Source organism: Streptomyces sp. LZ34, assembly GCF_053890475.1.
Window position 1 is genome coordinate 915,045 of record NZ_CM132680.1, and the last position, 25,081, is coordinate 940,125.

General features: G+C 70.8%; 19 protein-coding genes. 8 read left to right on the forward strand and 11 right to left on the reverse strand.

All coding sequences use genetic code 11. The features are described 5' to 3' along the window. Window positions 1-17: 17 nt before the first annotated feature. The 4 genes from ACWY4P_RS02935 to ACWY4P_RS02950 all read right to left on the reverse strand — a co-directional run bounded on the left by ACWY4P_RS02935 (window position 18) and on the right by ACWY4P_RS02950 (window position 5,322). Entirely contained in the window at window positions 18-1,967 is a 1,950-nt protein-coding gene (locus ACWY4P_RS02935) for a hypothetical protein (RefSeq protein WP_456208509.1), read from the reverse strand. 3 nt (window positions 1,968-1,970) lie between these two features. Next, on the reverse strand, window positions 1,971-2,786 hold the full coding sequence (locus ACWY4P_RS02940) for a carbohydrate ABC transporter permease (protein ID WP_456208510.1): 816 nt from the start codon (window positions 2,784-2,786) through the stop codon (window positions 1,971-1,973). Window positions 2,787-2,833: 47 nt separating this feature from the next. Further along, window positions 2,834-3,799: a carbohydrate ABC transporter permease gene (locus ACWY4P_RS02945; RefSeq protein WP_456208511.1), complete on the reverse strand. Its 966-nt coding sequence runs from the start codon at window positions 3,797-3,799 to the stop codon at window positions 2,834-2,836. Window positions 3,800-4,050: 251 nt separating this feature from the next. After that, the gene (locus ACWY4P_RS02950; RefSeq protein WP_456208512.1) at window positions 4,051-5,322 is read right to left on the reverse strand and encodes an ABC transporter substrate-binding protein; all 1,272 of its coding nucleotides are present in this window, start codon (window positions 5,320-5,322) and stop codon (window positions 4,051-4,053) included. A 201-nt stretch (window positions 5,323-5,523) separates the two neighbouring features. Here ACWY4P_RS02950 and ACWY4P_RS02955 point away from each other — a divergent pair, with 201 nt between their 5' ends. After that, window positions 5,524-6,747 (forward strand): FCD domain-containing protein, encoded by a 1,224-nt coding sequence (locus ACWY4P_RS02955; protein WP_456208513.1) that lies wholly within the window; start codon window positions 5,524-5,526, stop codon window positions 6,745-6,747. Window positions 6,748-6,770: 23 nt separating this feature from the next. Here the strand turns inward: ACWY4P_RS02955 and ACWY4P_RS02960 are convergent, their stop codons facing one another. From ACWY4P_RS02960 to ACWY4P_RS02980, 5 genes are all read right to left on the reverse strand, one after another. Next, window positions 6,771-7,976, reverse strand: a complete 1,206-nt coding sequence (locus tag ACWY4P_RS02960; protein ID WP_456208514.1) for a hypothetical protein — start codon at window positions 7,974-7,976, stop codon at window positions 6,771-6,773. Window positions 7,977-7,985: 9 nt separating this feature from the next. Further along, window positions 7,986-9,527 carry a pectinesterase family protein gene (locus tag ACWY4P_RS02965; RefSeq protein WP_456208515.1) on the reverse strand — a complete coding sequence of 514 codons (1,542 nt, stop codon included), beginning with the start codon at window positions 9,525-9,527 and terminating at the stop codon, window positions 7,986-7,988. 150 nt (window positions 9,528-9,677) lie between these two features. Then, window positions 9,678-11,036, reverse strand: a complete 1,359-nt coding sequence (locus tag ACWY4P_RS02970; protein WP_456208516.1) for a Gfo/Idh/MocA family protein — start codon at window positions 11,034-11,036, stop codon at window positions 9,678-9,680. Continuing rightward, window positions 11,033-12,583 carry a glycoside hydrolase family 28 protein gene (locus ACWY4P_RS02975; RefSeq protein WP_456208517.1) on the reverse strand — a complete coding sequence of 517 codons (1,551 nt, stop codon included), beginning with the start codon at window positions 12,581-12,583 and terminating at the stop codon, window positions 11,033-11,035. The genes ACWY4P_RS02970 and ACWY4P_RS02975 overlap by 4 nt, the downstream gene beginning before the upstream one ends. Before the next feature lie 25 nt (window positions 12,584-12,608). Further along, window positions 12,609-15,068 carry a glycoside hydrolase family 95 protein gene (locus tag ACWY4P_RS02980; RefSeq protein WP_456208518.1) on the reverse strand — a complete coding sequence of 820 codons (2,460 nt, stop codon included), beginning with the start codon at window positions 15,066-15,068 and terminating at the stop codon, window positions 12,609-12,611. A 678-nt stretch (window positions 15,069-15,746) separates the two neighbouring features. Here ACWY4P_RS02980 and ACWY4P_RS02985 point away from each other — a divergent pair. Further along, the gene (locus ACWY4P_RS02985; RefSeq protein WP_456208519.1) at window positions 15,747-16,043 is read left to right on the forward strand and encodes a hypothetical protein; all 297 of its coding nucleotides are present in this window, start codon (window positions 15,747-15,749) and stop codon (window positions 16,041-16,043) included. Window positions 16,044-16,103: 60 nt separating this feature from the next. Here the strand turns inward: ACWY4P_RS02985 and ACWY4P_RS02990 are convergent, their stop codons facing one another. Continuing rightward, window positions 16,104-16,694 (reverse strand): TetR/AcrR family transcriptional regulator, encoded by a 591-nt coding sequence (locus ACWY4P_RS02990; RefSeq protein WP_456208520.1) that lies wholly within the window; start codon window positions 16,692-16,694, stop codon window positions 16,104-16,106. Between the two features lie 198 nt (window positions 16,695-16,892). Between ACWY4P_RS02990 and ACWY4P_RS02995 the strand changes: the two genes are divergently transcribed. Together ACWY4P_RS02995 and ACWY4P_RS03000 are read left to right on the forward strand one after the other, a co-directional pair. Then, complete coding sequence (locus tag ACWY4P_RS02995) at window positions 16,893-17,912, forward strand: aldo/keto reductase (protein ID WP_456208521.1); 1,020 nt, start codon at window positions 16,893-16,895, stop codon at window positions 17,910-17,912. A gap of 26 nt (window positions 17,913-17,938) precedes the next feature. Further along, entirely contained in the window at window positions 17,939-18,814 is an 876-nt protein-coding gene (locus tag ACWY4P_RS03000; RefSeq protein ID WP_456208522.1) for an LLM class flavin-dependent oxidoreductase, read from the forward strand. A gap of 211 nt (window positions 18,815-19,025) precedes the next feature. On the opposite strand, the gene ACWY4P_RS03005 is transcribed toward ACWY4P_RS03000, so the two are convergent. Further along, window positions 19,026-20,537: a glycoside hydrolase family 3 protein gene (locus tag ACWY4P_RS03005; protein ID WP_456208523.1), complete on the reverse strand. Its 1,512-nt coding sequence runs from the start codon at window positions 20,535-20,537 to the stop codon at window positions 19,026-19,028. A gap of 397 nt (window positions 20,538-20,934) precedes the next feature. Here ACWY4P_RS03005 and ACWY4P_RS03010 point away from each other — a divergent pair, with 397 nt between their 5' ends. The 4 genes from ACWY4P_RS03010 to ACWY4P_RS03025 are packed head-to-tail and all read left to right on the forward strand — an operon-like array spanning window position 20,935 to window position 25,080. After that, window positions 20,935-21,999: a phytanoyl-CoA dioxygenase family protein gene (locus tag ACWY4P_RS03010; RefSeq protein WP_456208524.1), complete on the forward strand. Its 1,065-nt coding sequence runs from the start codon at window positions 20,935-20,937 to the stop codon at window positions 21,997-21,999. Further along, on the forward strand, window positions 21,981-23,306 hold the full coding sequence (locus ACWY4P_RS03015) for a DUF6271 family protein (RefSeq protein WP_456208525.1): 1,326 nt from the start codon (window positions 21,981-21,983) through the stop codon (window positions 23,304-23,306). The genes ACWY4P_RS03010 and ACWY4P_RS03015 overlap by 19 nt, the downstream gene beginning before the upstream one ends. Further along, window positions 23,303-24,541 carry a type III PLP-dependent enzyme gene (locus tag ACWY4P_RS03020; RefSeq protein ID WP_456208526.1) on the forward strand — a complete coding sequence of 413 codons (1,239 nt, stop codon included), beginning with the start codon at window positions 23,303-23,305 and terminating at the stop codon, window positions 24,539-24,541. Before ACWY4P_RS03015 ends, ACWY4P_RS03020 begins: the two co-directional genes overlap by 4 nt. Further along, window positions 24,538-25,080: a GNAT family N-acetyltransferase gene (locus tag ACWY4P_RS03025; RefSeq protein WP_456208527.1), complete on the forward strand. Its 543-nt coding sequence runs from the start codon at window positions 24,538-24,540 to the stop codon at window positions 25,078-25,080. Before ACWY4P_RS03020 ends, ACWY4P_RS03025 begins: the two co-directional genes overlap by 4 nt. The last annotated feature ends 1 nt before the right edge of the window (window position 25,081 follow it).

Genomic DNA, 25,081 nt, shown 5'->3' on the forward strand with positions numbered 1-25,081 from the left:
GGTCTCCTCACTGTCGGCTACTTTCGGGCTGCAGTCGGGCTGGTCGACGGGACGGTCTGGTGGGCGGCCGGCCGGGCCCGGGGGGTGAGCCGCAGATCGAGCCGGACGCGGCGGCCCGGGGGCAGGTCCACCTCGATGCGCGGTCCGCCGACCGGGATGTCGAGCGTGCTCAGGACGGGGTCGGGGACGGTGTACGAGCGGGGGTCGCCGGGGTAGCCCGGCGCGGCCGCGTCGACCAGTGCGCGGTCGATGCGGTGCTCACCGAAACCGCCGGCCTGGATGACCACCGTGCGGGTACCGGACAGGCCGGTGTGGACGAGTTCGACGCGGACCCGGCCGGCGGTGACGGTGTCGACGAGGGCGGCCACGTCGGGGGGCAGCCCCGGGCGGCCACGTCTCAGGTCGTAATAGGCGAGACGGGTGGGCAGCAGACCGCCGTTGTAGAGCACCTGCGGGGTCCCGGTGGTCAGTTGCAGCAGTGCCTCGGTGAGGACCGGATTGAGGCGCTGCCAGTGGTGGATGTGCAGATCGGCCGGGTCGGTGGTGTCGGCGTCGATCAGCGCCATGCGGCGGGCGGCCTGGCCGAGGGCGGTACGCAGGATCGCGGCCGGGTACCCGGGGTTGTCTCCGCTCAGATAGGCCAGCCAGGGGGCTTCGTGGCCGCCCTCCTCCTTGTTGCGGAACGCCCGGACGGTGCGCCAGTCGTAGCCACAGGCCTCGCGGAGGCGTCCGAGGCGGTCGTGGTCCTCGTCGGCTAGCGAGGCGTGCCACAGCCACAGGGGCAGGGCGAGCTGGGGCGGCTGGTGGTCGAACCAGCCGCCGTCGTCGTACCGGTTGGGGACCAGGAGGGTGGGGCGGTCGGCGTCCTCGCCGAGTTCGGCGAGCCAGCGGTCGGCGGTGCTCATCTCGGTGCCCGTGACCGTGCCCCAGGTGGCGTGGGCGAGGACCTCGTCGAGCGGCCCGCGGCCGAGGGAGAGCAGGTCGGTGGCGCCGGTCAGGAGGACGGAGTTGACCGCGGCGATCACGGCGGCGTTGCCGACGCTGTAGAGGCCGTGCGGCCAGGTCCAGCCGTACAGGCCGCCGTACCAGCGGCCGCCGTGGTCCTCGCCCACCTCCCCGGAGGGGCCGACGTTGTCGGGCAGGAACCCGCCGTGCGCCCACGCCCTGCGCTGCCAGGCGGTGAGGTAGTCGAGGGCCCAGTCGCGGTGGCGGTCGTCGTGGTCGTACAGCCAGGCGTTGACCGCGAGGCTGGTGGCGGCGAGGTTGACCGCGGTGTCGCCGCGGCCGAGGCGGGCGTCCATGGCCTGGCCCATGTGGCGGGCGCGGGCGGGATCGGCCAGGTCCTCCCAGGTGCGGATGGAGTCGAGGTCGCGCAGCGGCAGGCCGTAGGGGCGCATCACGGCCAGGTCCGCACCGTAGGAGGCCCACTCCTTCTGTAACCCGTAGCGGGGACCCGCGGCGCCGTTGTGCGGGGCCCGGATGGTGCACGTCGCCGGATCGTAGTTGCCGGCCGGGGAGCCGGGGAGGTACAGGTCGGCGAAGCGGAGGGCACGGGCGCGGAATTCGGGGTCGGCCGGGTCGGCGGCGCAGATGCCGTAGAACAGCAGCATCGACTCGCCCAGGTGGAACCAGTCGTATCCGCGCTCGAACTCGTCGACGGCCAGACCGAGTTCGGTGAGCTGGGCGGTGACTCCGGTCCAGTGGTGTTTGCAGGCGTCCAGCAGGTCGTCGGCGCCGCCGAGCCGGTAGAGGACGGGCCAGTTGAAGAACGCCTCGTAGAAGTCGTCGCCGCCGTCGCGGTCGGCCACCGGCCCGCGGTAGCGCAGCCGGCCGTCGGGCTCGCAGTAGCGGTGGGCGAAGGCCCGCCACGCCTCGTCGAGCACGTCGAACAGCCTGCGCTGCAACACGGCCCACTCCGGCGGTGCGCCGAGCGGGACGGTGGCGGTCACCCGGATCGTATCCGTCATGGGTCAGCCCCTCGTCGCCCCGGCCGTGAGGCCGCTGATGATGTGCCGCTGCATGAAGACGAAGAAGACCAGCAGGGGTGCGATGGCCAGCAGGAGGGTGGGGAAGACGACGGTGTAGTCGGTCTGGTACTGGCTGACCGCCGCGTACACGCCGGTGGTGACCGTGTACAGGCCGCTGCCCGGGCCGAGGATGATCTGAGGGTTCACGAAGTCGTTCCACACCGAGAAGGTGTTGAGGATGACCATGGTGGCGACCACGGGCCGCATCAGCGGGAAGACGATCCGCCAGAAGGTGCGGATGCGCCCGGCGCCGTCGACGGCCGCCGCCTGGTCGAGTTCGCGGGGGATGGTGGCGATGTACCCGGCGTACAGGAACACCGAGAACGGCAGTGTCAGGACCGTCTCGAAGAGGACGAAGCCGCGGACGGTGCCCATCAGGCCGACGGTCTTGAGGACGTAGACGACGGGAATCACCAGCACTTGGCCGGGGATGAACGTCCCGGCGAGGAAGAACAGCATCAGCGCGCGGTATCGGCGCAGCGGGCTGCGGGCGATGACGTAGGCGGCCGGCCCGGCCAGCACGAGGGACAGGACGTTGACGCAGACCACGAACAGCAGCGTCACCGCGTAGCCCCGCACCATGTCGAACCGCTCGCTGTCCAGGACCCGCCCGAGGTACCGGAGGGAGCCGCCGCCGTCCGGCAGGCCGAACGGGTCGGTCAGGATCTGCTGCTGGGACTTGAAGGCGTTGACGACCAGGACGTACAGCGGCACCAGCATCACCACGGTGACGGCGCCGAGGAACACCAGCCTGGGCACGCCGCCCGGTCTCCGCCCGCGGGCGGGGGTCGTTTCACCACGGAGGCTCATGAGTACACCGCCATCTCTCCGCGCCGCCGCAGCCGGGTCACGAGCAGGGCCAGCGCCGCCGTGACGGCCATGAGGACCACGGACTGCGCGGAGCCGAGTCCGAGGCGGCCGTCGTGGAAGGAGTTCCAGAGGATGAGGTACGCGATCGTGCGGGTCTCCCCGGCCGGGCCGCCCGCGGTGAGCGACACCACCAGGTCGTAGGTCTTGAGCAGGGTCACCAGGGACAGAACGAGGTTCACGGTCACCGACGGCCCGAGCGCGGGCAGCGTGACATGCCGGAAGACCTGCCATCTCGTCGCGCCGTCGATGCGGGCCGCCTCGGTGAGGGAGCGTGGCACGGCCTGGAGCCCGGCGAGGTACAGGACCACGTTCACGCCGAACGCCGACCACACCACCAGACACACCAGGGTGGCCAGCGCCCAGTCGGGGTCGGCGAGGAACGGCAGGACCTCGCCTCCGCGGGAGGTGATCAGGGTGTTGACGGCTCCCGTGGTGCCGAGGATGGCGCTCCACAGGAACCCGATGACCAGGGCGCTGAGGACATGGGGGTAGAAGAGGACCATCCGGAAGAAGGCGTTGACGCGTGAGGAGCCGTTCAGCAGCAGCGCGAAGCCGAGGCCCAGCACGTTCAGGCCCACCGTGCCGACCCCGGCCAGCAACAGGGTGACGGAGACGGCGTGGCGCAGGTCCGGATCGTCCAGCAGGGCGGTGTAGTTGGCGGCACCGACGACCGAGGGGCTGGCGCTGAAGCCGTCCCAGTCGGTGAGGCTGAGATAGCCGGCCAGCGCCACCGGTACGACGAGCAACCCGGTGTAGAGCACGGTGGCGGGGAGGACCATGATCGCGGTGGCCAGCCCGCCCCCTCGTACCCCGGACCGCCGGCCGCGGCCGCCGACGCCGGCGTGCCGGTCCGGGGTGGCGGAGCGCCGGCGCGGCCCGCCGGTTTCCCGATCGAAGCGCATGGTGTCCCTTCCTGTGCGCTCGCGGACATGGTGTGCCTCAGGCAGGTGGCTCAGCCCCTGGCCGGGGGCACCTCCCAGCGGTAGCTGGGGGCGAGCCGAAGGGGCGCGGCCGCTGTCGAAAGGGAGAGCGCGCGGAGGCCCTGAGGAACGAAGGGCCGAGCACGGTCGACCGTCGACAGGGGCTGTAGCGCCCCCCCCGGGGGCACCTCCCAGCGGTAGCTGGGGGAGAACCGAGCCCCAAAAAGGGCGAATCAGGAGCGGTCGCGGACCCAGCGGTCGACGGACTTCGCCGTGTCGTCGGGCGAGCGCCCGGTGTACAGGCCCTGCACCGCGGTGTTCCAGGCGGCGTTGAAGCCCCGGGGCAGGGTGTTCTCGCCGTATCCCTCACCCTGCGCGACGCTCGCGGGAGCCGCGTCGAGGATTTTCTGCACCTCGCGCTCCAGCGGGCTGAAGGCCCGCTCGGAGCCACGGCGGAAGTTGCCGTCCTGCCGCAGCTGGGTGTCGACGGCCTTCTTGTCGGTGACCAGCCACTTGACGAGTTCGAGCGCGAGTTCCCGCCGCCCGCTGTCCTTGAGGACCATGTACGGCATGGACATCGTGGCTCCCTGCGGGCCGGGATGGCGCTGTCCTTCCGCCACCGGTGCGGGGAACACGCCCACCTCGAAGTCCTTGTCGGCCTTGGCCTCCGCCGCGGTGAACCAGCTGCCCATGACGTACATGGCGGACCTGCCGGAGAGGAAGTCGGTCTCCGCGTCGGCGTACTTGAGTCCCAGCGCGTTCTTGTCGAGGTATCCGCGTTCCAGCCAGGTCTTGTACAGCCGCAGATACGGGAGCATGACCTCCCCCACCGTGAGTTCTTCGTCGCGCACCTTCCGGTACCAGCCGGGGCGGCTTTGGGCGAGGGCGGGGTCGGAGAGCTGGAGCAGTTGCAGCCCGGTGACGAAGTCACCGGCGGTCCGCAGCGGCAGGCGGCCCGCCTTCTTCAACCGGCCCATCACCTCGGTGAGTTCGTCGAGGGTCCGGGGCGGCTGGGTGATCCCGGCCTCGGCGAAGGCTTCCTTGTTGTAGAAGACGAGCGACTGTGCCTGCTCCCCCACGCCGACGGTGTAGGCCTTCCCGTCCAGCATGGCCTCCTTGGCCAGCGGGGTGTCCTTGACCCAGGGCTGGTCGGTGAGGTCCAGCATCTTGGGCGCCAGCGTCTCGTCCACGACCAGTGTTTCGACGATGTCGGGGGCGTCACCCGCGGCCAGCTGCTGCTGGAGGGTGTCGGCCACCCCGGTGCCGGTCGGCGCCTCGATCTTGACGTCCACCCCCTGGTGAGCCTTCTCGAAGGGCTCGACGAGGTCGTTCCAGAACTCCGGCGTGAGGTTGGGCGTGATGTTGACCAGGACCCGGAGCGTCTTGCCACCTCCGTCGCCACCGGAGCCGCCGTCGGAGAAGCCACCTCCTCCGCATGCCGTGAGCCCCAGGGCCAGCAACACCATCGCGGCGCCCGTCTTCCGTCGTGTCCGTCGTCGGCGCATCGGTCCTCCAGGAGGGCTCAGGTTCAGGGACTCTTTGGGGCTCCAGGCTTTTATTGGGTCAGTTATCGAGCAACGATTACTTCATAAGTGTGTTGTGACACGATGGTCAAGTCGGTGCGCACAGCCAAAAGTTGATGACACAGACGTTGCAGGTACATGTCATGACCCATAAGTTCCTGCCGCGCGGAAGGGGGACGGCTCATGGTCACGCCCGAGGAGTCCAAGGCGCCGCAGGTGCCCCGGCCGAGCGCGGCGGACCGTGACGCCCTTCTCCAGTGGTCGGCGGGGGACTCCGGCGCGATGCGCCTCCGCAGCCGCATCGTGCTCGCCTGCGCCGAGGGACACTCCACCCGTCAGGTCGCGCAACGGCTGGGCGTCAGCCCGGCGACGGTGGCCAAGTGGCGGCAGCGTTTCCTGGAGCGGGGCCTGGCGGGACTGTCCGACGCCCGCCGCTCCGGCCGCCCGCGCAGCCCGGGGCGTCAGGACGCGGAGCGCCGCGTCGCGGCGGTGCTGGACCTCGCGCGCGAGGGCGAATCGGTGCCGTCGACCCGGGCCCTGTCCGAGGAACTCGGCCTGTCCCAGTCGACGGTCGCCCGCATCCGGCAGGAGCAGGCCCTCCGGCGTACGGAGGCGGGGCAGCGGCGTGGCGGGGAGGCCCTCGGCGGCGCGCCGACGCCGTCGGGCCACCCGGGCGCGGCGACGGCATCCGGCCCGCCCGGCCCGGTCCCAGGGCCCGCGCACAGGGTCGGCGGCGCCCGGTCGGCCTCTGACGCCCCGCTCCCCCGCCAGTTGCTGTCCGACCATGTCTACGCGCGGCTGCGCGGCTGGATCGTCTCCGGCGAGCTGGTGCCGGGCCAGCGCCTGGTCGAGTCGGAGATCGCCCGCCGGATGGGCACCAGCCAGGCTCCGGCCCGCGAGGCCATCAAACGGCTGGCCCACGAAGGGCTGGTGAACTCGCTGCCGCGCCAGGGCACCTATGTGACCCAGGTGTCCGACCGGCAGGCGCGGGACGTACGCGAGATCCGCGTCATGTTCGAGATGTACGCGGCCCGCAAGGCGACCGGCCGGCTCGACGCCGAGTGCCTGCGGCGCCTGGCCGAGGACATCGACGCCATGCGTCGCGCGGCGGACGACGGGGACATCGGTGACTTCCGGGACGCCGACATGTCGTTTCACCGCGCGGTGTGCACGGCCGCCGGTAACGCGGCGCTGCTGCGGCTGTGGCGGATCATCGAGCCGAGCATGTGGGGGCTGCATGTGCTGGGCAACCCCCGCTACCGGGGGGACTGGCGGGCGATGGCCGAGCTCCACGCGGAGTTGCTCGCCGCGCTGCGCGACGGCGACCCGGACGAGACCTCAGCCCTGTTCGCCGCCCATGCGGCGGGCGAGGCCTCCCGCTACCGCCGCGGCCAGCTCCCCTCGTGAGCGGTCAGGGTCCTCGTGCGCGGTCAGGGCTCCCGGGCGCAGTTGACCTCGAGATCCCAGAGAATGACGGAGAGGGCGAAGGGGCTGATCATGTGGTCACCGTGGGTGGCGTCCTCCAACAGCTCCCAGTGGCCGCCGCCGATGACCTGGACGCGGTGCCGCACCACGGGTTCGTAGGCGCGGTGTCCGACACCGTTGAAGCAGCATGAGTCGAACCGGTTGAGGATCTGCATCTGACGACGGTGTTCACCGACCGACGCCAGGGCGTACAGGTCCAGGAAGTCGCAGATGCCGTAGAAGCCGGGATGCCGGTCCCGCCGCTGCTCCCAGTCGCCCGTCGTCGGCCTCGGGCTGGGCGGCGCCGAGCGCAGGAAGAACGGCAGCGACCCGGCCGTCGGATAGCTCCGGGTGATCCGTGGGTCGAGCGCCGCGTACACGGTGGTCGCCCAGCCTCCCCCGGACATCCCGAGCAGTTGCAGCGACGGCGGCTGGTACACCCGCCGCACATGGTTCACGGCCACCGCGAGCGGCTCCAGGAAGAAACGCAGGGTGGAGAAGTCCGCGCTCTCCCAGGGCCCCAGGTCGTTGTGCGACTCCACGACGACCTCGGTGCCGGGGTCGGCGGGATCCCGCAGCTCCTTCGGGTTCCAGTGGTACAGGGGCATGGCGAACAGCAGGACGCCGTACCCGGCGTCCAGCAGCGCCTGGGCGGTGCGCCGCATGGTGTCGGGCAGTTCGCCGTGGCCGTTGTGATAGAGCGCGAAGCGGCCGTGCGCCGTATGGCGCGGCAGCAGCAGGAAGACGACGGAGGTCAGTCCGTACGGCAGGCGTACGGTGAGCCGGTCGATCCGGCGGACGCCGCTGAACTCGGGCAGCTCCGGGGCCGTGACCTGGCGCTCCACCTCGGGCAGCGCGTCGGGCAACCGCCCGTCGGCGGACTTCCACACCTCCGCGACGAGCGCGGTCCGCAGCCGCGCGATGTCCGCCCGCGTGTGCACCGTCATCAGCGTCTCGGCGTCGACGCCGACGACCTCCTGCGGGAGCGACTTGTACGCCAGGCTGTGAGCGTCCGCCACCTCCTGGTTGACGGGTGCCACCGGACGCGGCCGGTCCCGGCCGGCGCGCGGCGCGTCCGCCGCGAACGCCGTGCCCGGGGTGCCGAACGCGGCCAGCGAGCCGACCGACCCCAGGACACTTCCCAGGGCTTTCCTCCGGCGCATGGGAGACATGCCGGTCCCTCACCTTCCTTCTCGTCGATCGCTCGTGCCACGCGGGTCCCAGCCGTCGAGCAGCGCCCCGGGATCCCGCCACCGTTCGGCCTCCGCCGCGGTGAGCTGACCGGAGCAGGCCAGTCGCCCGTTGGTGTCAACCGGCCGGCCCGCCAGGTCCTCGCTGCCGTACTCCTGGAACCGAAGCTTCTGGCCCGACGAACAGTCGAACCCGGTCAGCCCCCAGCCCACGGGCGCCACATGGGAGTCCATCCGGGTGTCGATGAAGACCGCCTGGCTGGCGGGGAAGCGACTGTCGATGCGGCTCAGCAGCACACTCCCGTCGGGCACCCCGGCGGCCCGCGTCAGCCGGGTATTGACGAACACGTTGCCGGGACCGTCCTCGCCGTTGCGGACCTGGCTGAGGTAGCCGCCGTCGAGCGCCTTGAGCTCGGAGTCCTGGATGAAGACCCCGCCGGTCCCCCAGACGAAGTCGACATCGCCCTCGACATAGCTGTCGGTCACGAAGGCCCGCCCCTGCAGGCGCAGACTGTCCTGGTAGCTGAGGACACGGACGCGGTCGAGCACGATCCGGTCGCCGTTGCCCCGGAACGCCTCGGCCTGGGAGCCGCCCTCCGGGGTGAGGTTGTGGACGGTGGTGTCCTGGAGCCGGAAGTCGTCCGCGTCCACTCCGAAGGCCGCGCGCCAGCAGTTGTGGCGGTCGGGATACGGAAGCACCCGGCGCGGACAGTAGCTCTGCTCGGGCGGCACGTCGGCCATCGCCGCGTCGCCGTTGAGGACGCTGTTGTTCGGGTAGCCGATGACGGTGCGGCGCGCCCCCGCGCCGCGCACGGTCAGGTGTGGCCTGGACTGGGCGACGTACACGATTTCCCGGTAGAACCCCGGGGCCACGTCGATCCGCACCGGACGGGTGTTGCCCTCCGGTACGAAGTCGACCGCGCCCTGCACCGTGCAGAAGTCCCCGCCGCCCCGGCCGTTCACGGTCAGCCGGGAGGAGCCGGGCGCCGGGTCGCGCCGGGTACGGAAGCGCCAGGTGCCGGGAGAGTCGATGCCCTGGTAGCCCTCGAAGAAGCCGGGCTCCACCGTCACGTAGTACTCCTGGCCGGGGGCCAGCCGCCGGTGCAGGTGGACGGAGGCGGTACGGCCGTCCACCACCACCGGTTCGTAGGTCCAGCGGTGCACCTCGCCGTAGTCGGACCGCGCGCCACCGATGGAGCGCTGGTACGTCGCCGGATCGGCGAGATCGACGACACCGGCGAGGACGCCGTCCGCCTGGTAAACACTCAGCCGCCCTTCGGCGCCCAGCCGCACGGCGGTCTCGAAGGTGAACCGCAGCGAGGTGTCCGCGCACACGGCTCGGCCCAGCCCCCGCGGTTCCAGCGCGACCGCGGGGCGCCCCTCCGCCGGGGCGCGGGCACCGGCGGACGGGGCGGCGGCGGACGGGGCGGCGGCCACCAGTGACAGCAGCAGGGCCACGAGCACCGACAGGCGTTTCCGGCGGCGGAGCGACGGGATACGGACCCGGGCTGCGAACGGACGGAACGCTCTCATGGAACCTGCTCCTCGTCTCCGGCATGCCTGTGGCATACCAGGCATGGAAGCACAACGGCCCCGCGCTGAACACCCCGGGAACCAAGGCAAGTTATCCGCCGCGGGAAGTCGTGCGCCGGGTGGGCGCGCTAGACCGACCGCGGCGGCCGGTCAGCTGACGCGGCCGCGCCCGGCGTTCGGCCCGGCCTCGACACCCAGCCGCAGGTCCGCGATGTCCACCGCGCGCCGCTCCGCGAGCGAGACATTGCCGGCGATGCCCACCGCGACGGACCGCAGCCCGTCGAGGTACCCCGCCTGATGACGGAGCGGATCCTCACCGTCCGGGCCGACGAAGATCTCCCGGAGCATCCGGACATCGCCGCCGCCATGGGCCCCCTCGCCCCGTGGGATCGTCACCTCCCGGGCGTCCTCCCAATGGCGCTGCACCACCAGCCGCTCACCGGGCGGGCGCGCCGCCGCGGTGCGCCCGCCCCGCTCGTCCACCGCGCTGGGGTCCACCGCGCCCGATACGGGACGCACCGCGGCCCGCTCGACGACAGACAGCTCGGCCCGGCCCTCCGTGCCGTTGACGCAGACGCGGTAGCCCTCCCACGGCGCATGGGCGTTGAGGGAGTAGGAGAGGGTGGGGCCGCCGGCGTAGTCGACGACGGCACACAGGTTGTCCTCGATGGAGATGCCCTCGTCGAAGACGTCACGGTCACGCAGGTAGCCGTCGCGGTGCTCCTGGTCGAGGTACAGCGACTTGAGCGCCGGGTCGCCGCGCAGGTCCAGGCACCAGGGGTCGCCCGCGGCCGCCTCCGCGCTGCCGCGCGGTGGGCGGGGCCCAAGGCCCCGGTCGCGGGCGTTGCCCGCGCCGTAGAAGAACAGCCCACCGCTGGCGTACACCCGCACCGGGGTATCGCCGAACCACCAGTTGACGAGGTCGAAGTGGTGGGAGGCCTTGTGCACCAGCAGCCCCCCGGAGCGGTCCTTCTCGCGGTGCCAGCGCCGGAAGTAGTCGGCGCCGTGCCGGGTGTCGAGCACCCACTCGAAGTGCGCCGACGTGGGTGTGCCGATGGCGCCCGAGTGTACGAGCCGCTTGAGCGCGCTGTTGCGGGGCGAGTACCGGTAGTTGTGGGTCACGGTCACGCGGCGGCCCGTGCGCTCGGCGGCGCGCGCGATGGCCCGGCATCCATCCGCGTCGATGGCCAGTGGTTTTTCGACGACGACGTCGGCGCCCGCCTCGAGAGCACCGACCACGATGTCGGCGTGGGTGTGATCGGGCGAGGTGACCACGAGGCGCTCCACCCCCTCCTCGCCGACCAGCCGGGCCAGGTTGTCGGGGTGGTACCGGGCCGGGTCACCGGCGCCGGCGGCGGCGACGCGGTCCCCGTAATGCCCCATCCGCCCTTCATTGGTGTCGCAGAGCGCGACCAGCTCGGCGACATCCCGGTGCGGGCCGGTGATGGCGTCGAGGTAGAGGCGGGCCCGCATCCCGGTGCCGACCAGGCCGTATCGTCGCTTCTTCATCCTGCCTCCCTTGTCTGCGTTGTCTGCGTTGTCTGCGTTGTCTGCGTTGTCTGCGTTGTCTGCGTCGAGTACGGGCGGCCCCCGATCAGTACGTTGCGCACGGTGACACCGGTCGCGTTCTCGATCAGCGGATCCTTCGCGGGCCGTGGGAAGGTGAGGTTGTCCAGGCTCACCGTCTCCACCGGGGCCGCGGCGACGGCGCGGATCCGGAAGGGAATTTCACAGGGGCCGCCGACGGACCAGTTCCGTGCCGACAGCCGTGACACCTCCGGGTAACGATCGCCGCCGGATCCCCCCATGTACTGAAAGGTGACCTCGAAGGGCACATAGGTCCACGCCGGGCAGGCCACATCGGTGACGTGCACGTCTTTGATGTACCCGCCGCGCGTCGAGGTCGATTTGACGGAGAGGATCCAGGCGACGCTGGGCTCGTCGAGCGCGGCGTCGTACGGGATCCGCAACCGGCGGGCGACCACGTTCTCCACTCCCCCGCTCATCTCGCTGCCGACGGCCACCGCACCGCCGCCGCCGAGGTAGCGGCAGTCCTCGATCAGAACGTTCCTGGACGGGACGCCGACGCGCCAGCCGTCCTGGTCCCGGCCGGATTTGATGGCGACGCAGTCGTCGTGCGTGGCGAAGGTGACCCGCCTGATGACCACGTTCTCGCAGGAGTCGGGGTCGCAGCCGTCGCCGTTGGGCCCCATGCTCTCCACGACGACGTCCTGCACGGTCACCTCGCGGCACAGCACGGGGTGGATGTTCCACATCGGCGAGTGGCGCAGCGTGACGCCTTCGATGAGGACGTTCCGGCAGGAGCGGGGCTGGATGAAGCTGGGACGGAGGTAGTGGCCGGCGCCGAAGATCCGCTCCTCGACCGGCACTCCTTCCACGCCCATGCGTTCCAGCGCCGCCCAGTCCGCCCGCTGGTTGGGCATCCCCGGCTGCCATCCGTACTGGCCCGAGCCCACCCAGAACCACCAGTGCTGGTTGTCGCCCTGGGCGTCGAGGACGCCCCGGCCCGTCACCGCGATGCCGTGTTGGCCGTCGGCGTGGATCAGCGGCGAGTAGTTGAACAGCTCGACGCCCTGCCATCGGGTGCGGACCACGGGCAGATAGGCGGCCGGATCGGTGCTGAAGAGCAGGGTCGCGCCGCGGGCGACATGCAGGTCGACGCCGCTGAGCAGATGGATGGCCCCGGTGGCCCACCGTCCCTCGGGCACCAGGACGTGGCCGCCGCCGGCCGCGTGGCAGTCCTTGATCGCCCGGTCGATGGCCCCGGTGCAGTCGGTCACCCCGTCGCCGACGGCCCCGTGTTCGGTGATCGGAAACCATGCGTTGGGGAAGCTCGGCGGGGTGACGCTCTCGCTGATCCTCCTGGCCCGCTCGTCCGGCTCCCGCCCGCTCGAAGCGCGGTGCCGGCCATGCGTGCGCTGTCCTTCTTCCGTCCGGTCGGCGGCCCGGCTGCTCGATGCGCTGCCCAGCAGTGGTATCCCGCTGGTCAGCAGTGCTCCGAGGCCGAGCAGCCGCCGTCTGGCCAGGTCTTCCACGGTGACCTCCCAGGGTTCGGGGCGTTCAGGTGGTGGCGGGCCGGATCGTGTAGGTGGCGCCGCGACGGGTGGCGAAGACGATGACGCCCTGCTCGGGGTGGTCGACGCGCACCGCCTTCCCGCCCGAGGCGACGGTCACCGGCGACGGCGTGCGCAGCCGGAGTTCTTGGCCGCCGGTGGACCGGATCTCGGCCCGGTGCAGGGCGTGATCGCGCCACGCGAGGTCGACCGTGAACCCGCCGCGGGCCAGCAGCCCCCGCACCTCGCCGTCGGGCCAGGCAACGGGCAGGGCTGGCAGCAGCGCGACCTCTCCCGAGTGGCTCTGCAGCAGCATCTCGGTGATCCCCGAGGTCCCGCCGAAGTTGCCGTCGATCTGGAACGGCGGGTGCAGGTCAAACATGTTGGGCGCGGTGCGGGCCGGAACCAGCAGGTTGGACAGCCGCTTGTACGCCTCGGCGGCGTCGAGCAGCCGCGCCCAGAAGTTGATCTTCCAGGCGAGCGACCATCCCGCACCGGCCTCACCGCGCAGCTCGAGCGTGCGCCGTGCCGCCGCGGCAAGTTGGGGACGAGTCCGCGGATTGATCTCCTCGCCGGGGAACAGACCCCACAGATGCGAGATGTGCCGGCTGCGCGAGAGGGCGGCGTCCCCCTCGTAGTCCTCCAGCCACTCCTGGATCTGGCCGAGGTAGCCGATCCTGGTCGGGGCGAGCCGTCCGCGGGTGGCGACGGCGGCACGGCGCATGTCCGGGTCCTCGCCCAGTGCCTCGGACGCGCCCTCGAACGCGGTGAAGAGCTGCCGCAGGATCTGCATGTCCATGGTCGGTCCGGCACACATGCTGACGTTCTCGCCGTCGACCTCGTGGTGGCCCACCTCGGGAGAGTGCGAGGGATTGGTCACCAGACAGCCGGTCTTGGGGTCTTCCTGCAGCGTGTCGAGGAAGAACTCGACAGCGCCCCTCATCAGCGGGTAGTGCCGTCGCAGCGTGTGTCTGTCGCCGGTGTAGAGGTAGCGCTCCCAGATGATGCCCGCCAGCCAGGCGCCACCCGTGGGCCACACGCCGTAGAAGGCGAAGTCGACCGGTGCGGTGCCGCGCCAGCCGTCGGTGTTGTGGTGCGCCACCCAGCCTCCGGCGCCGTACATCTCGCGCGCCGTGCGCGTCCCGGTCTCGGACAGGTCGTGGATCAGGTCGAAGAGCGGATCCCAGCACTCCACGAGGTTGGTCGGTCCGGCGGGCCAGTAGTTCATCTCGCAGTTGATGTTGAGCGTGTACTTCGACTCCCAGGCCGGGGTGAGGCTGTCGTTCCAGATGCCCTGGAGATTCGCGGCGTGCCCCGGAGCTCGCGAGCTGGAGATCAGTAGATAGCGGCCGTACTGGAAGTACAGGGCGGCCAGCTGCGGATCGGTGTCCAGCTGTTGGCGGGCGATGCGTTCGTCGGTCGGCAGGGATGCCGCCTCGGACGTGCCGAGGTCGAGGTCGACCCGGCGGAAGAGCGCCCCGTAGTCCTTGGTGTGCGCCTCGCGCAGTACGCGGTACGGCCGGGCCGAGGCGTGCTGGAGATGGCGTCCGGCGGCGCCGCCGGGATCGCCGGCCACGTCGTCGTAGCCGCGGTAACTCGTGCCCATGGAGATCAGGAGGGTCACGGCGTCGGCGTTGTCGACGATCAGCCGGCCCCCGTCGGTACGCACCGTTCCGCCGTCGGCCTCGGCCCGGGCCAGGGCCTGGAAGCGCACCTCGCCCGGACGTCCCTGCCAGGCGGCGCTGATGCCGTCGAGCCGGATCGTGGCGGCGCCCGCGGATCCCGTGGTGTTCTCCTGTGGGCTGGAGAACTCCGCCTCGAACGAGACCGAGGCCCGCCGGTCGGCGCTCAGCCGCACCACGATGACCTGGTCGGGCAGGCTGGCGAACACCTCACGGGTGTGCCGCACCCCGTCGCTGACGTAGGTCACCGACGTGATCGCCGTGGTGAGGTCCAGCTCCCGGCGGTAGTCCGTGTACTCCCCCGCACCCGGAAACTCCAGCCGCAGGTCGCCCACCGGCTGGTAGGGCGACTGCTCGCTCGGGACGCCCATGAACGCCGAGTCGGCCAGCCGCTGTGCCGCGCCCCACTCGTCGGCGAACACCAGCCGTCTGATCTCCGGCAGCGCCTCCAGCGCGCCCGACGGGTCGTAGTCGTGCGGGCCACCGCCCCACACGCTGTCCTCGTTCAACTGGAGGTGTTCGACGGTGACACCGCCGAACACCATGGCACCCAGCCGGCCGCAGCCCACCGGGAGCGCCTGTAGCCACTCCTGGGCCGGGCCGCGGTACCACAGCCGCCATGGCTCCGGCCGTGTCCCGTCCCGCCGGGTGGCGGCGGCCGCGTCGGCCGGAGCCACCGCACCGGCGGCCACCGCGCCGACGGCGACACCGGCGCCGGTCCGCAGAACACCGCGGCGGGTGTAGTCGTTCGTCTGTCGTGCGTTCGTCTGTCGTGCGAAGGACATGAGTTGCACTCCCTGGGGGTGGAAGGACACCGGGGGTACAGCACCCGGGAGCGGCGCAGCCCTCCACCGTTCACCCGGGCACCTGACGCTTCAGACGGTCCATCACGATCCATCAGACGATCGCACGGATGGCTCGCTCTGGACAGACACCGATGCCACACCGTGTGCCGCCACGCCGGGATAGGCTGCGCGGACTGGCGGACTGGTCGGGACACTCCGGATGAGAACGGGCGCGTCGTCCTGTCCGGTGCCTGAGAGGAGCGGGGAATGAGCAGACGGGCGGGATGGATAGGCATCGCCGCCGCGACCGCGGCGGTGGTCGCGGTCGCCGGGTGCGGCGGAGGGGGCGGCGGAGGGGGCGGCGGCGCATCGCGGGCCGCGGAATCGGACCGGCCGTCGGAGCCGGAGCGTAAGTCGTCGGCACCGTCGTCATCGGCACCCTCGCCTTCGGCACCGGCCGACACCCGGCTTACCCCCGCGGAGCTACAGGGACGATGGTGGACGTGGGCGGCGTCGGAAGAGACGTCAACGAATCCGGTCGCCGACGAGGACGGACGGTCGTGCCGCCGCAACCAGCCGGACGACGTGTGGTTTCTGGCCGGGACCTTCGGCGGGCAGGTCGCACGGAGCTGCACCGTGCCAACCGGCCGCCCTGTCGCCTTTCCTCTCGTCAACCTCGTGAGCGGCGCCGAGGACTGTGCCGATTTCATGGAAACGGCCACGGGTACGGCGAGCCTGGACGGCCGGGACATCCGTCCGGACCGTTATCGAGGGAATTCGATCACGGTGACGGCCGCGCCCGGGAACCCTGTGACCGATTCGAGCGGCCGCTTCATCGGGACGGGCTGCGGGCTGTGGGTTCAGTTGCCCCCGCTGAAGGCCGGAGAGCACACGCTGAAAATCCGGGGCAGGTCGGGAGAGTTCACGGTCGCGGTGGACTACGCGCTGACCGTGGCGGCGCCCGGCGCCACCTGAGTCACCCGGGTGGCGCGCCGGGCCATCGGGGCCACCGCCCGGCGCCGGAACACGCCCTGGTCAGTGCGGTTGACGTAGTCCCGCGATGAGGAGTTCGACCAGTCGACGTGCGTCGTAGTGGGGATCGTGCTCGGCGCCGATGCAGAGGTTCCCGACGCCGCGCATGAGCTCGTAGGCCGCCAGGTCGGATCGGATCTCGCCGGAGTCGGCCGCGGCGTCGAGCAGCTGGGTGCACACGGGCACGAGGCGGTCGAGGAAATAGGCGTGCAGCGTGTCGAAGCCGGCGTTGTCGGACTGCAGCACGGCGGCGAGTCCGTGCTTGGTGACCAGGAAATCAACGAAGAGGTTGATCCATTGCCCCAGCGCGGTGTGCGGAGTCGCGCTGCTCGCCAGCAGGGCCGGCCCGGCCTCGGCGCAGGCCTCGACCTGGTGCCGGTAGACGGCGATGATGAGATCCGCTCGAGTCGGGAAGTGACGGTAGATCGTGCCCACCCCGACGCCGGCCTTGGCCGCGATGTCGCGCACCGGGGCTTCCACGCCTGACGCGACGAAGACCGCGGCGGCCGCGTCGAGCAGGGTCTCCTGGTTACGCCGGGCGTCCGCCCGCTTGGACCGGGCCGCGCGCCCCGCGCCCTCGTCGCCGTCGTTCACCGCACCGCTCCTTCCACTGCCGAGCTTGCCACCACCGGGCTTGCCACTGCCGAGCTTGCCAAGCGGAACAACGTTCCGTATCGTTACCGGAACAAGGTTCCGTTTGCCCATGATGCCAGATCAGGGGCCCGGCAACCAAACCACGCATTGTCACCACGCAATGCCGCCACGCCTCACCCGCAGTGGAGGAACACGGTCATGCAGTACCGCACCTTGGGCCGCACCGGTGTACAGGTCAGCTCGCTCGCGCTCGGCGCGATGAACTTCGGCAAGATCGGGCGCACCACCCAGGAGGAGGCCACCGCCATCGTCGATGCCGCTCTCGAGGGCGGGATCAACCTCATCGACACCGCCGACATGTACAGCGGCGGCGAGTCGGAGGAGATGGTCGGCAAAGCCATCGCCGGCCGCCGCGACGACATCGTGCTGGCCACGAAGGCAGGCATGCCCATGGGCGACGAGCGCAACCATCAGGGCAGTTCGCGCCGCTGGTTGGTCACCGAGTTGGACAACAGCCTGCGCCGTCTCGGTGTCGACCACGTTGATCTCTACCAGATCCACCGGTGGGACCCGGCCACCAGTGACGAGGAGACGCTGTCGGCGTTGACCGACCTACAGCGCGCGGGAAAGATCCGTTACTTCGGCTCCTCGACTTTCCCCGCCTACCGCGTCGTGCAGGCCCAGTGGGCCGCCCGCGAGTATCGCCTGAGCCGTTACGTCACCGAACAGCCCTGCTACTCGATCCTGCAGCGCGGGATCGAGACCCACGTGCTGCCCGTGACCGAGCAGTACGGGCTTGGTGTGCTGGTGTGGAGCCCGTTGGCTTCGGGCTGGCTGTCGGGCACGATCCGCGAGGGCCGGGAAATCACCACCAGCCGCGCCACGTTCATGCCGCAACGCTTCGACACCACCATCCCCGCCAACCGGGCCAAGCTCGACGCCGTCGAGCAGCTGGCCGAAGTCGCCGACGAGGCCGGCCTGACCATGATCCAGCTCGCGCTCGGATTCGTGACCGCGCATCCCGCCGTGACCAGCGCGCTCATCGGCCCCCGCACGCTGGACCACCTGCACTCGCAACTCGCCGCCGCCGACACCGTGCTCTCGGCCGACGTACTCGACGCGATCGACGCGATTGTCGCCCCCGGTGTCGACCTGGCCGCACACGAGAAGTACGACACTCCGCCCGCGCTGCTCGACCCGTCACTGCGGCGCCGCTGACCGTTATCGAAAGGACCAACGGCTCCATGCCGCACACACCCCGGCCTCGTTTCGGAATCATGACCGCCCCCCAACAGGTCGACTACCACGACGTCCTGCGGGTCTGGCGCGAGGCGGACACCATCCCGGAGATCGAGCACGCGTGGCTGTTCGATCACCTCATGCCGATCGCCGGCGACCCGAGCGGACCGGCCTACGAAGGCTGGACGCTGCTCTCGGCCCTTGCCGCCCACACCCGACGGCTGCGGCTCGGCGTGCTGGTGACCAGTAACCGGTTCCGACCGCCCGCGATGCTGGCCAAGATCGCCACGACCGTCGACATCGTCTCGGGCGGACGGCTCGACTTCGGCATCGGCGTCGGCTCACGCCCCAGCCCTCCCCTGGCCCGGCGTGAGTACGCGGCACACGGCCTGCCCTTCCACGACACCGCCCACGCCGTGGGGAGCCTCGCCGAAGCGTGCACGGTGATCCGGCGGCTGTGGACCGAGGAGGAACCGTTCGACTTCCACGGCACCCACCACCACCTCACCGGAGCATTCGGCAACCCCAAACCCGTCCAGCGACCCCACCCGCCGATCCTCATCGGCGGACGCTCGTCCGCCACGCTGCGCGTGGTCGCCGAACACGCCGACCTGTGGAACATCCCGGGCGGCGACATCGACGACGTCGTCCGCCGCAGCGCACTGCTGGACCGCTACTGCGCCGAGATCGGTCGCGACCCCGCCTCGGTCACCCGCTCGATCCACCTGCCCGTGTCCTACGACCGGCCCGGCGTCACCCGGGACGCGATCGCCGAGGCGATCGACGCCGGCTTCCGGCACATCGTCCTCGGACTGCCGGCGCCCTACCCCGCCGACGTCGCACGGTGGGTCACCGACGAGCTCATCAGCGCGTCGGCGTAGGGCAGGCCCTTGCAGTCGCGGGTGTCGAAGCCGATCGGTCGCCCGGCGCGGGCTCCGCGCACGCGGCGCTAGGCCCTGTCTCCCCGATCTCTGCGGGCCCGCGACGCCTGGCACGCTCCCCCAGCTATCGCTGGGCGGTGCCCCCTGACGCCGCGGGCCCCCGCGGCGTCAGCCGCTGATGTCACCGTCACAGAGATCGGGGAGACAGGACCTAGCCCGTACCCGCCAGGACCTCCGCCGCGGCCACCCCGGACGCGGCAGTCGCTCCGTGCGTGGAGATGTGCACCGCGCCGGGGGCGGTGGCGCCCGGCAGGCCCATCTCCACCACGATCGCGTCCGGACGCGCCGTGACCAGGTCCGCCAGGGCGCCGCCCATCCACGTGTGCCGGGAGGCGTCCCTGACGACGACGACCAGCGGGCGTCCGGAGGCGGGCGTCAGCGCGGACGCCTCCAGGGTGGCGACCCGCGTCTGCAACTGCTGCGGGTGTATCCGGACGGAGGTCGTGCCGGGGAGCCGCTCGCTCAGCGGGGCCGCGACGCCCCAGGGGGTCTCCTTGCCGATGGCCAGGTTGGTGGCGGGCACCAGTTCCACCACGTGCGGCGGCGCGGCCAGAGGCAGCGACTCCCGCACGGAGCCGGTCATGCGGATGGCCCGGCGAGCGGCGACAAACCCGATGTCGCCGTCGACCGTACCGGCGGAGGCGCCCTGGCCCAGCTCCGTCGACCACTCGGCGAACGCCCGGACGCGGTCCGCCGCCTCCGCGAGCCGCTCCTCGGCGAGGTCCCCGGCGGCCACGGCGTCGACGAGGGCCTGGGCGAGCAGTTGGGCGGTGGCCTCCTCCGCGCTCTCCCCGCCGACGCAGATGGCGTCGGCCCCGGCGGCGAGGGCGCGCACCGCGGCCCCGTCGATCCCGTAACGGTCGGCGACGGCCCCCATCTCGATGGCGTCGGTGACGATCAGTCCGTCGAACCCGAGCTCCTGGCGCAGCAGGCCGTCGAGGATACGGCGGCTGAGGGTGGCGGGCAGCTGTGGGTCGTAGGCGGGCACCAGGAGGTGGCCGCTCATGACCGCGCGGACCCCCGCGTCCAGTGCGGCGCGGAACGGCGGCAGGGCCTGTGCGGCGATCTGGCCGAGGTCGGCGTCGTAACTGGGCAGCCCGTGGTGGGAGTCGACGGCGACGTCCCCATGGCCGGGGAAGTGTTTGGCACAGGCGGCGACCCCGGCCGACTGGAGTCCCTTGATCCACGCGGCGGCGTGCCGGGACACCGCTTTGGCGTCCGCCCCGAAGGACCTGACCCCGATGATGGGGTTGTCCGGGTTGGAGTTGACGTCCACGGTGGGCGCGTAGTTGAGGCTGACGCCCGCGGCGCGCAGCTGGCGTCCCAGGTCGGCGGCGACGGACTCGGTCAGCTCGGTGTCGTCCACCGTGCCGAGGGCGAAGTTGCCGGGACGGGTGGAGCCGGTCGCGGACTCGATCCGGGTGACGTCACCGGCCTCCTCGTCAATCGCTACGATCAACGACGGATTCCCGGCGCGGAGTTGTGCGGTCAGCCGGGCGAGCTGGTCCGGGGATTCGATGTTGCGCGCGAAGAGCACGACGGAGGCCAGGCCGTTACCGATGTCACGCAGGATCCACTCCGGCGCCTCCGTGCCCACGAACCCCGGCTGGAGGACGGAGAGCGCGAGTCGTCGCAGGTCCCTGCTGGGCTTGCTGAAGGACATCGACCACGCCTTTCGGATAGCGGCAACACATCAATGACACCGATGACACCGATGGCATCGATGATCTTTGGTCCAGACCAACGGATACTTGCCCAGTCGAATTGCCGGTGTCAAGGAGGGGGCCACGGGAGCCCGCCACACACCGCCCGCACGCCGCCCACCAGCCACCCGGCGTCGACTCGCGCCCCGGTCGGAGCCTCGGTCAACAAATCTAGGGAATTCACTTGTTGACAACGTATTTGGTCTAGTCCATTTTTGTGAAGGCGTCAGTACACCGCGGAGCGGAGGGACACTACGCTCCGGCACCTGACGCCGTCCCGTCTTCGTCATCAGCAGGCTCAGCGGACCCGTGCTGTTCGCTACCTGCGACGGAGAGTTTTCAGTTTTGGAGCACTGCATGCCAAAGCCCGACCATTACCTGCATCGGTCCCCTTCGGACGTCCCGTACTTCAGCTCGGACGGTGAGACGTACCTGGCCCGGACCCAGCTGCGGGACCTCACCAAGACACGGCGGCTGAGGGTGTTGTCCGAAGATGACTTCGCCTTCTGGCAGACCTACGGCTACGTCGTGGTGAAGCAGGCCATCCCCGCCCCGGCGGCGCGCCGGTTGCTGGACTTCACCTGGGACTTCCAGGGGCTCGACCCCGGCCGCCCGGACACCTGGTACGAGGACCGCGAATACCGGTCCGACCTGGACCGGGAGCTGCACATCTACGGGTTCGTCGAGGCGTACCACCACCAGCTCATCTGGGACAGCCGCCAGACACAGCGGGTCTACGACGCGTTCGTGGACGTGTGGGACTGCGAGGAACTCTGGGTCACCCTGGACCGGCTCAACCTCAACCCGCCCAACGTCAAGAACCGCGACCGGGCCCTGATCGCCCCCACGGAGCAGGGGTTCGACATCGAGCTCCACTGGGATGTCGACACGACACTCAGTGTGCTGCCGCAGCGGGTCCAGGGCATCATCGCCCTTCATGACACCGAGCCGGAGCTCGGCGGCTTCCAGTGCTGCCCCGAGCTGTTCCACCGGTTCGACCGGTGGCGGGTGCTCCAGCCGGCCGACCGCGATCCGATCCGGCCCAGGATCGACCGGGCCGAACTGCCCGTCGTACGGCCAGAACTCGAGGCCGGAGACCTGCTCATCTGGAACGGTCTGCTGGCCCACGGAGTGGCGCCCAACACCTCGCAGAACGGCGTGCGGGCGGTCCAGTACCTCTCGATGATGCCCGCCCTCGAATCGCATCCGGAGCTGCGGCGTTCACGGGTCGACTCATGGCGCCACCTCACCACGCCGACCTGGAACGCCACCCTTCTCGGCGACGCCGACAAGCCCGAATCCCTCAGGTACGGCACCGCCACGCTAAACGACCTGGGCGCCAAGCTGCTCGGCGGCACCTCGTGGGACGGCACGGACTTCGACCGGAGCGGCAGGGAAGTGGCGTGCGAAGCATCTGCCTGACACTTCCCACCAACCGGGCGTGCCCCGCGATGGTCACCGCCATCGGTGAGGAGGCCGCCTACGCCGCCGAACACTTCGGCGTCGAGGTGCACCTGCTCATCCTGGACTCCTCCGACGCGTTCGCGGAGCACGCGCAGGCTCTGCGCGACGCGCGCGGGGTGCCGCGCGTCGTCGTGCACCACCTCGGCGAGGCGGAGCAGCGCGACTTCCTGCGCCGAGTGATCCACCGGACCGAGCACACCAAGCCCGAGCTGCTGCTCGACCTCATGCTTCCGGCCGGGCTCTCCTACGGTGCCTGCACCAACCGCGCGTTCCTGATCGCCGTGGCGCTCGGATGCGAGTCCGTCCACCGCAGGGACTCCGACAGCCGCTACCAGGTGCTGCGCGGCGAGACCGTATTCCCCGTCCACCATGAGCTCATGTCGCTCGGCAAGCGCGCGGCCGACGCGGCGCACGGTGTCGGTGAGGCGGAGCTCGCTCCCAAGCACACCCACAAGCGGGTGGCGATGGTGGGCGGCTCCTTCGTGGGTGAGCTGTCCGTGGACATCGACGAGATCCGTCGGCTCGACCCGGACGTCTACTACGACGTGGTCAGCCTGTGGGCGCCCGGCCACTGGTCGGACGAGCAGAAGCGGGAACTCGTCGACGAGTCCTTCCAAGGGCCCGGGACCGGCCCGTTCACCGGCGACCGGACGACCTTGACCGTCGTCGACCCCATGCGGGTGGACATGTGCAACATCAGCTTCCACCAGGTGCACGAACGGGTGCCGCTGCCGCCCGCGACCGACACCATCGGCAGCGACTACTTCCTCATCCACCTGGTCCACGCCGCCGCGCTGCCCGGCGTGCTGCACAACCGCCACATCGTGAACTTCTACACCGGGGAACGCCGCACCGACCCGGGGTTCATGGCCTACCAGACGCGGTTCGCCAAGTTCTTCCTGTCGATGCTCTACTTCAACTTCCTCTACGAGGAGATGGCCGAGGCCGGCGAGTCGCTCCTCGACGACCAGGGTCGGGTACAGGCGTCCGTGATCGCCGAGCTGGCCAGGAAGAGCACCCTGCTCGACCGGTCGGAGAACGTCCAGCGCCTCGACACCATCGAGGCCGCCTACCGGAAGCTCGGCGGCAGATACGCGACGTTCGCCGCCCTCCTGGCATCGCGCCGCGAGCGTCTCCTCGACGAGGCGCAGAGCGACATCGCCGACTTCGCCCTGCTGGTCGAGGCGTGGGATCCGCTGGTGCGGGCAGCCCGCGACACCGCCCTCGCGCAGGCGCCGGGACGTCCGGGTCGAAGGCCACGATGACACACGAGAACATAGAGAACGTAGCGAACATAGAGGACATACCCTTGTCCGCCGCGCTCGCGGCCACCTCCGACGACCGGATCATCTTCGACCTCGACGGGATCGAGGAGCGCTACGCGTCCCTGCTCCGGGAGTTGCCCGGAGTCGCCGTCCGCTTCGCCATGAAGGCATGCCCGGTCGACGAGGTGCTGGCCCGTCTGGCCGCGGCGGGCGCCGGGGTCGACGCGGCGAGCGTCCCGGAGATGGAACAGGCGGTGCGGGCGGGTGTGCCGATCGGCAGAGTGCACTACGGCAACGCCGTGAAGTCCGACCGGAACATCGCCGACGCCTACCGGCTCGGCATCAGGGACTTCGCGACCGACAGCCTGGAGGACGTGGCCGCGATCGCCGTACACGCCCCCGGCGCCCGGGTGTTCTGCCGGCTCGCCACCGACACGCGGGGCGCGCTCTGGGGGCTGAGCGGCAAGTACGGGTGCTCGACCGCCGACGCGGTGACCATCCTTGGAACGGCGCGCGAGCTGGGCCTGGTGCCCTCGGGCCTCTCCGTGCACGTCGGCTCGCAACAGATGACGGCCGAAGCCTGGCACAGCGCCTTCGAACGCCTCGCGGACGTCCTGGCCGCCCTCGACCGCCGCGGGATCGCCCTGGACCACGTCAACCTCGGCGGCGGCCTCCCTGTCCTGGGGTATCTCGACAGACACGGCAGACCGCTCGATCCCCCGATCGACAAGTTGTTCGCCGTGATCCGGGAGGGAATGGAGCACCTCGGCGACATCGGCGGACGCCAACTCGGCTTCATCGTGGAGCCGGGCCGCTACCTCGTCGCCGGGCAAGGAGCCATCCGGGCCCATGTGTCCCGGCTGTCCGCGCGGCGGGGCCCTGACGGCCGGCGCCAGTACTGGCTGTACCTCAGCTGCGGGAAGTTCAACGGCCTGTACGAGATGGACGAGGTCCAGTACCCGCTCGTCTTCCCCACCCACGGCGGCGCCGGCGTCCGCCATGTGCCCGCCGTCGTGGCCGGACCCACCTGCGACAGCGACGACGCCTACTCCCACGAGCGCGGCCTGGTCCAGGTGCCCGAGGCGCTGGCGTCGGGCGATCCGGTCTGGGTGCTGTCCTGTGGCGCGTACGCGACCAGCTACATGACCCAGGGCTTCAACGGTTTCGGCCCGCTCCCGTACACCTGCGTCGAGGGCGCCGCCGCGGGCGGTTCCGGGGAGGCGTGTGGCGGATGAGCGACGAGGTGCGCATACGCCATATCGCCGAGGGCGACTGGGACGGCATCGCGGCTCTGGAGTCCCGCGCCTACACCGGCCTCGGCCTGTCCGAGGGACGAGTGGCGCTCGAGTCGCGGGCGCGCATATCGCCGGGCACCTGCCGCGCGCTGGAGGTGGGCCCCCGGCTCGTGGGCTATGTGCTGGCGCTGCCCTATCCGATGTACCGGTACCCCGACCTGGAACGGCCTGAGGAGACCGCGCTCACGTCCACCAATCTGCATCTGCACGACCTGGTCATAGCGGAGCACTTCCGGCGCAGAGGGCTGGCACGGCGCCTCCTGCGCCACCTCACCGCATCGGCCAGGGCGCACGGGTACGAGCAGATCTCGCTGGTCGCCGTCGGGGGCAGCGCGACGTACTGGTCGGCGCGTGGCTTCACCACGCACCAGGAGGTCGTCCCCCCGGACGGCTATGGCCCAGACGTCGTCTACATGTCGAGGGCGGTGCCGTCCCGCGTGTCCGCGCGTGGCTCGTCATCGCAGGAGGAATTGGGTTGAA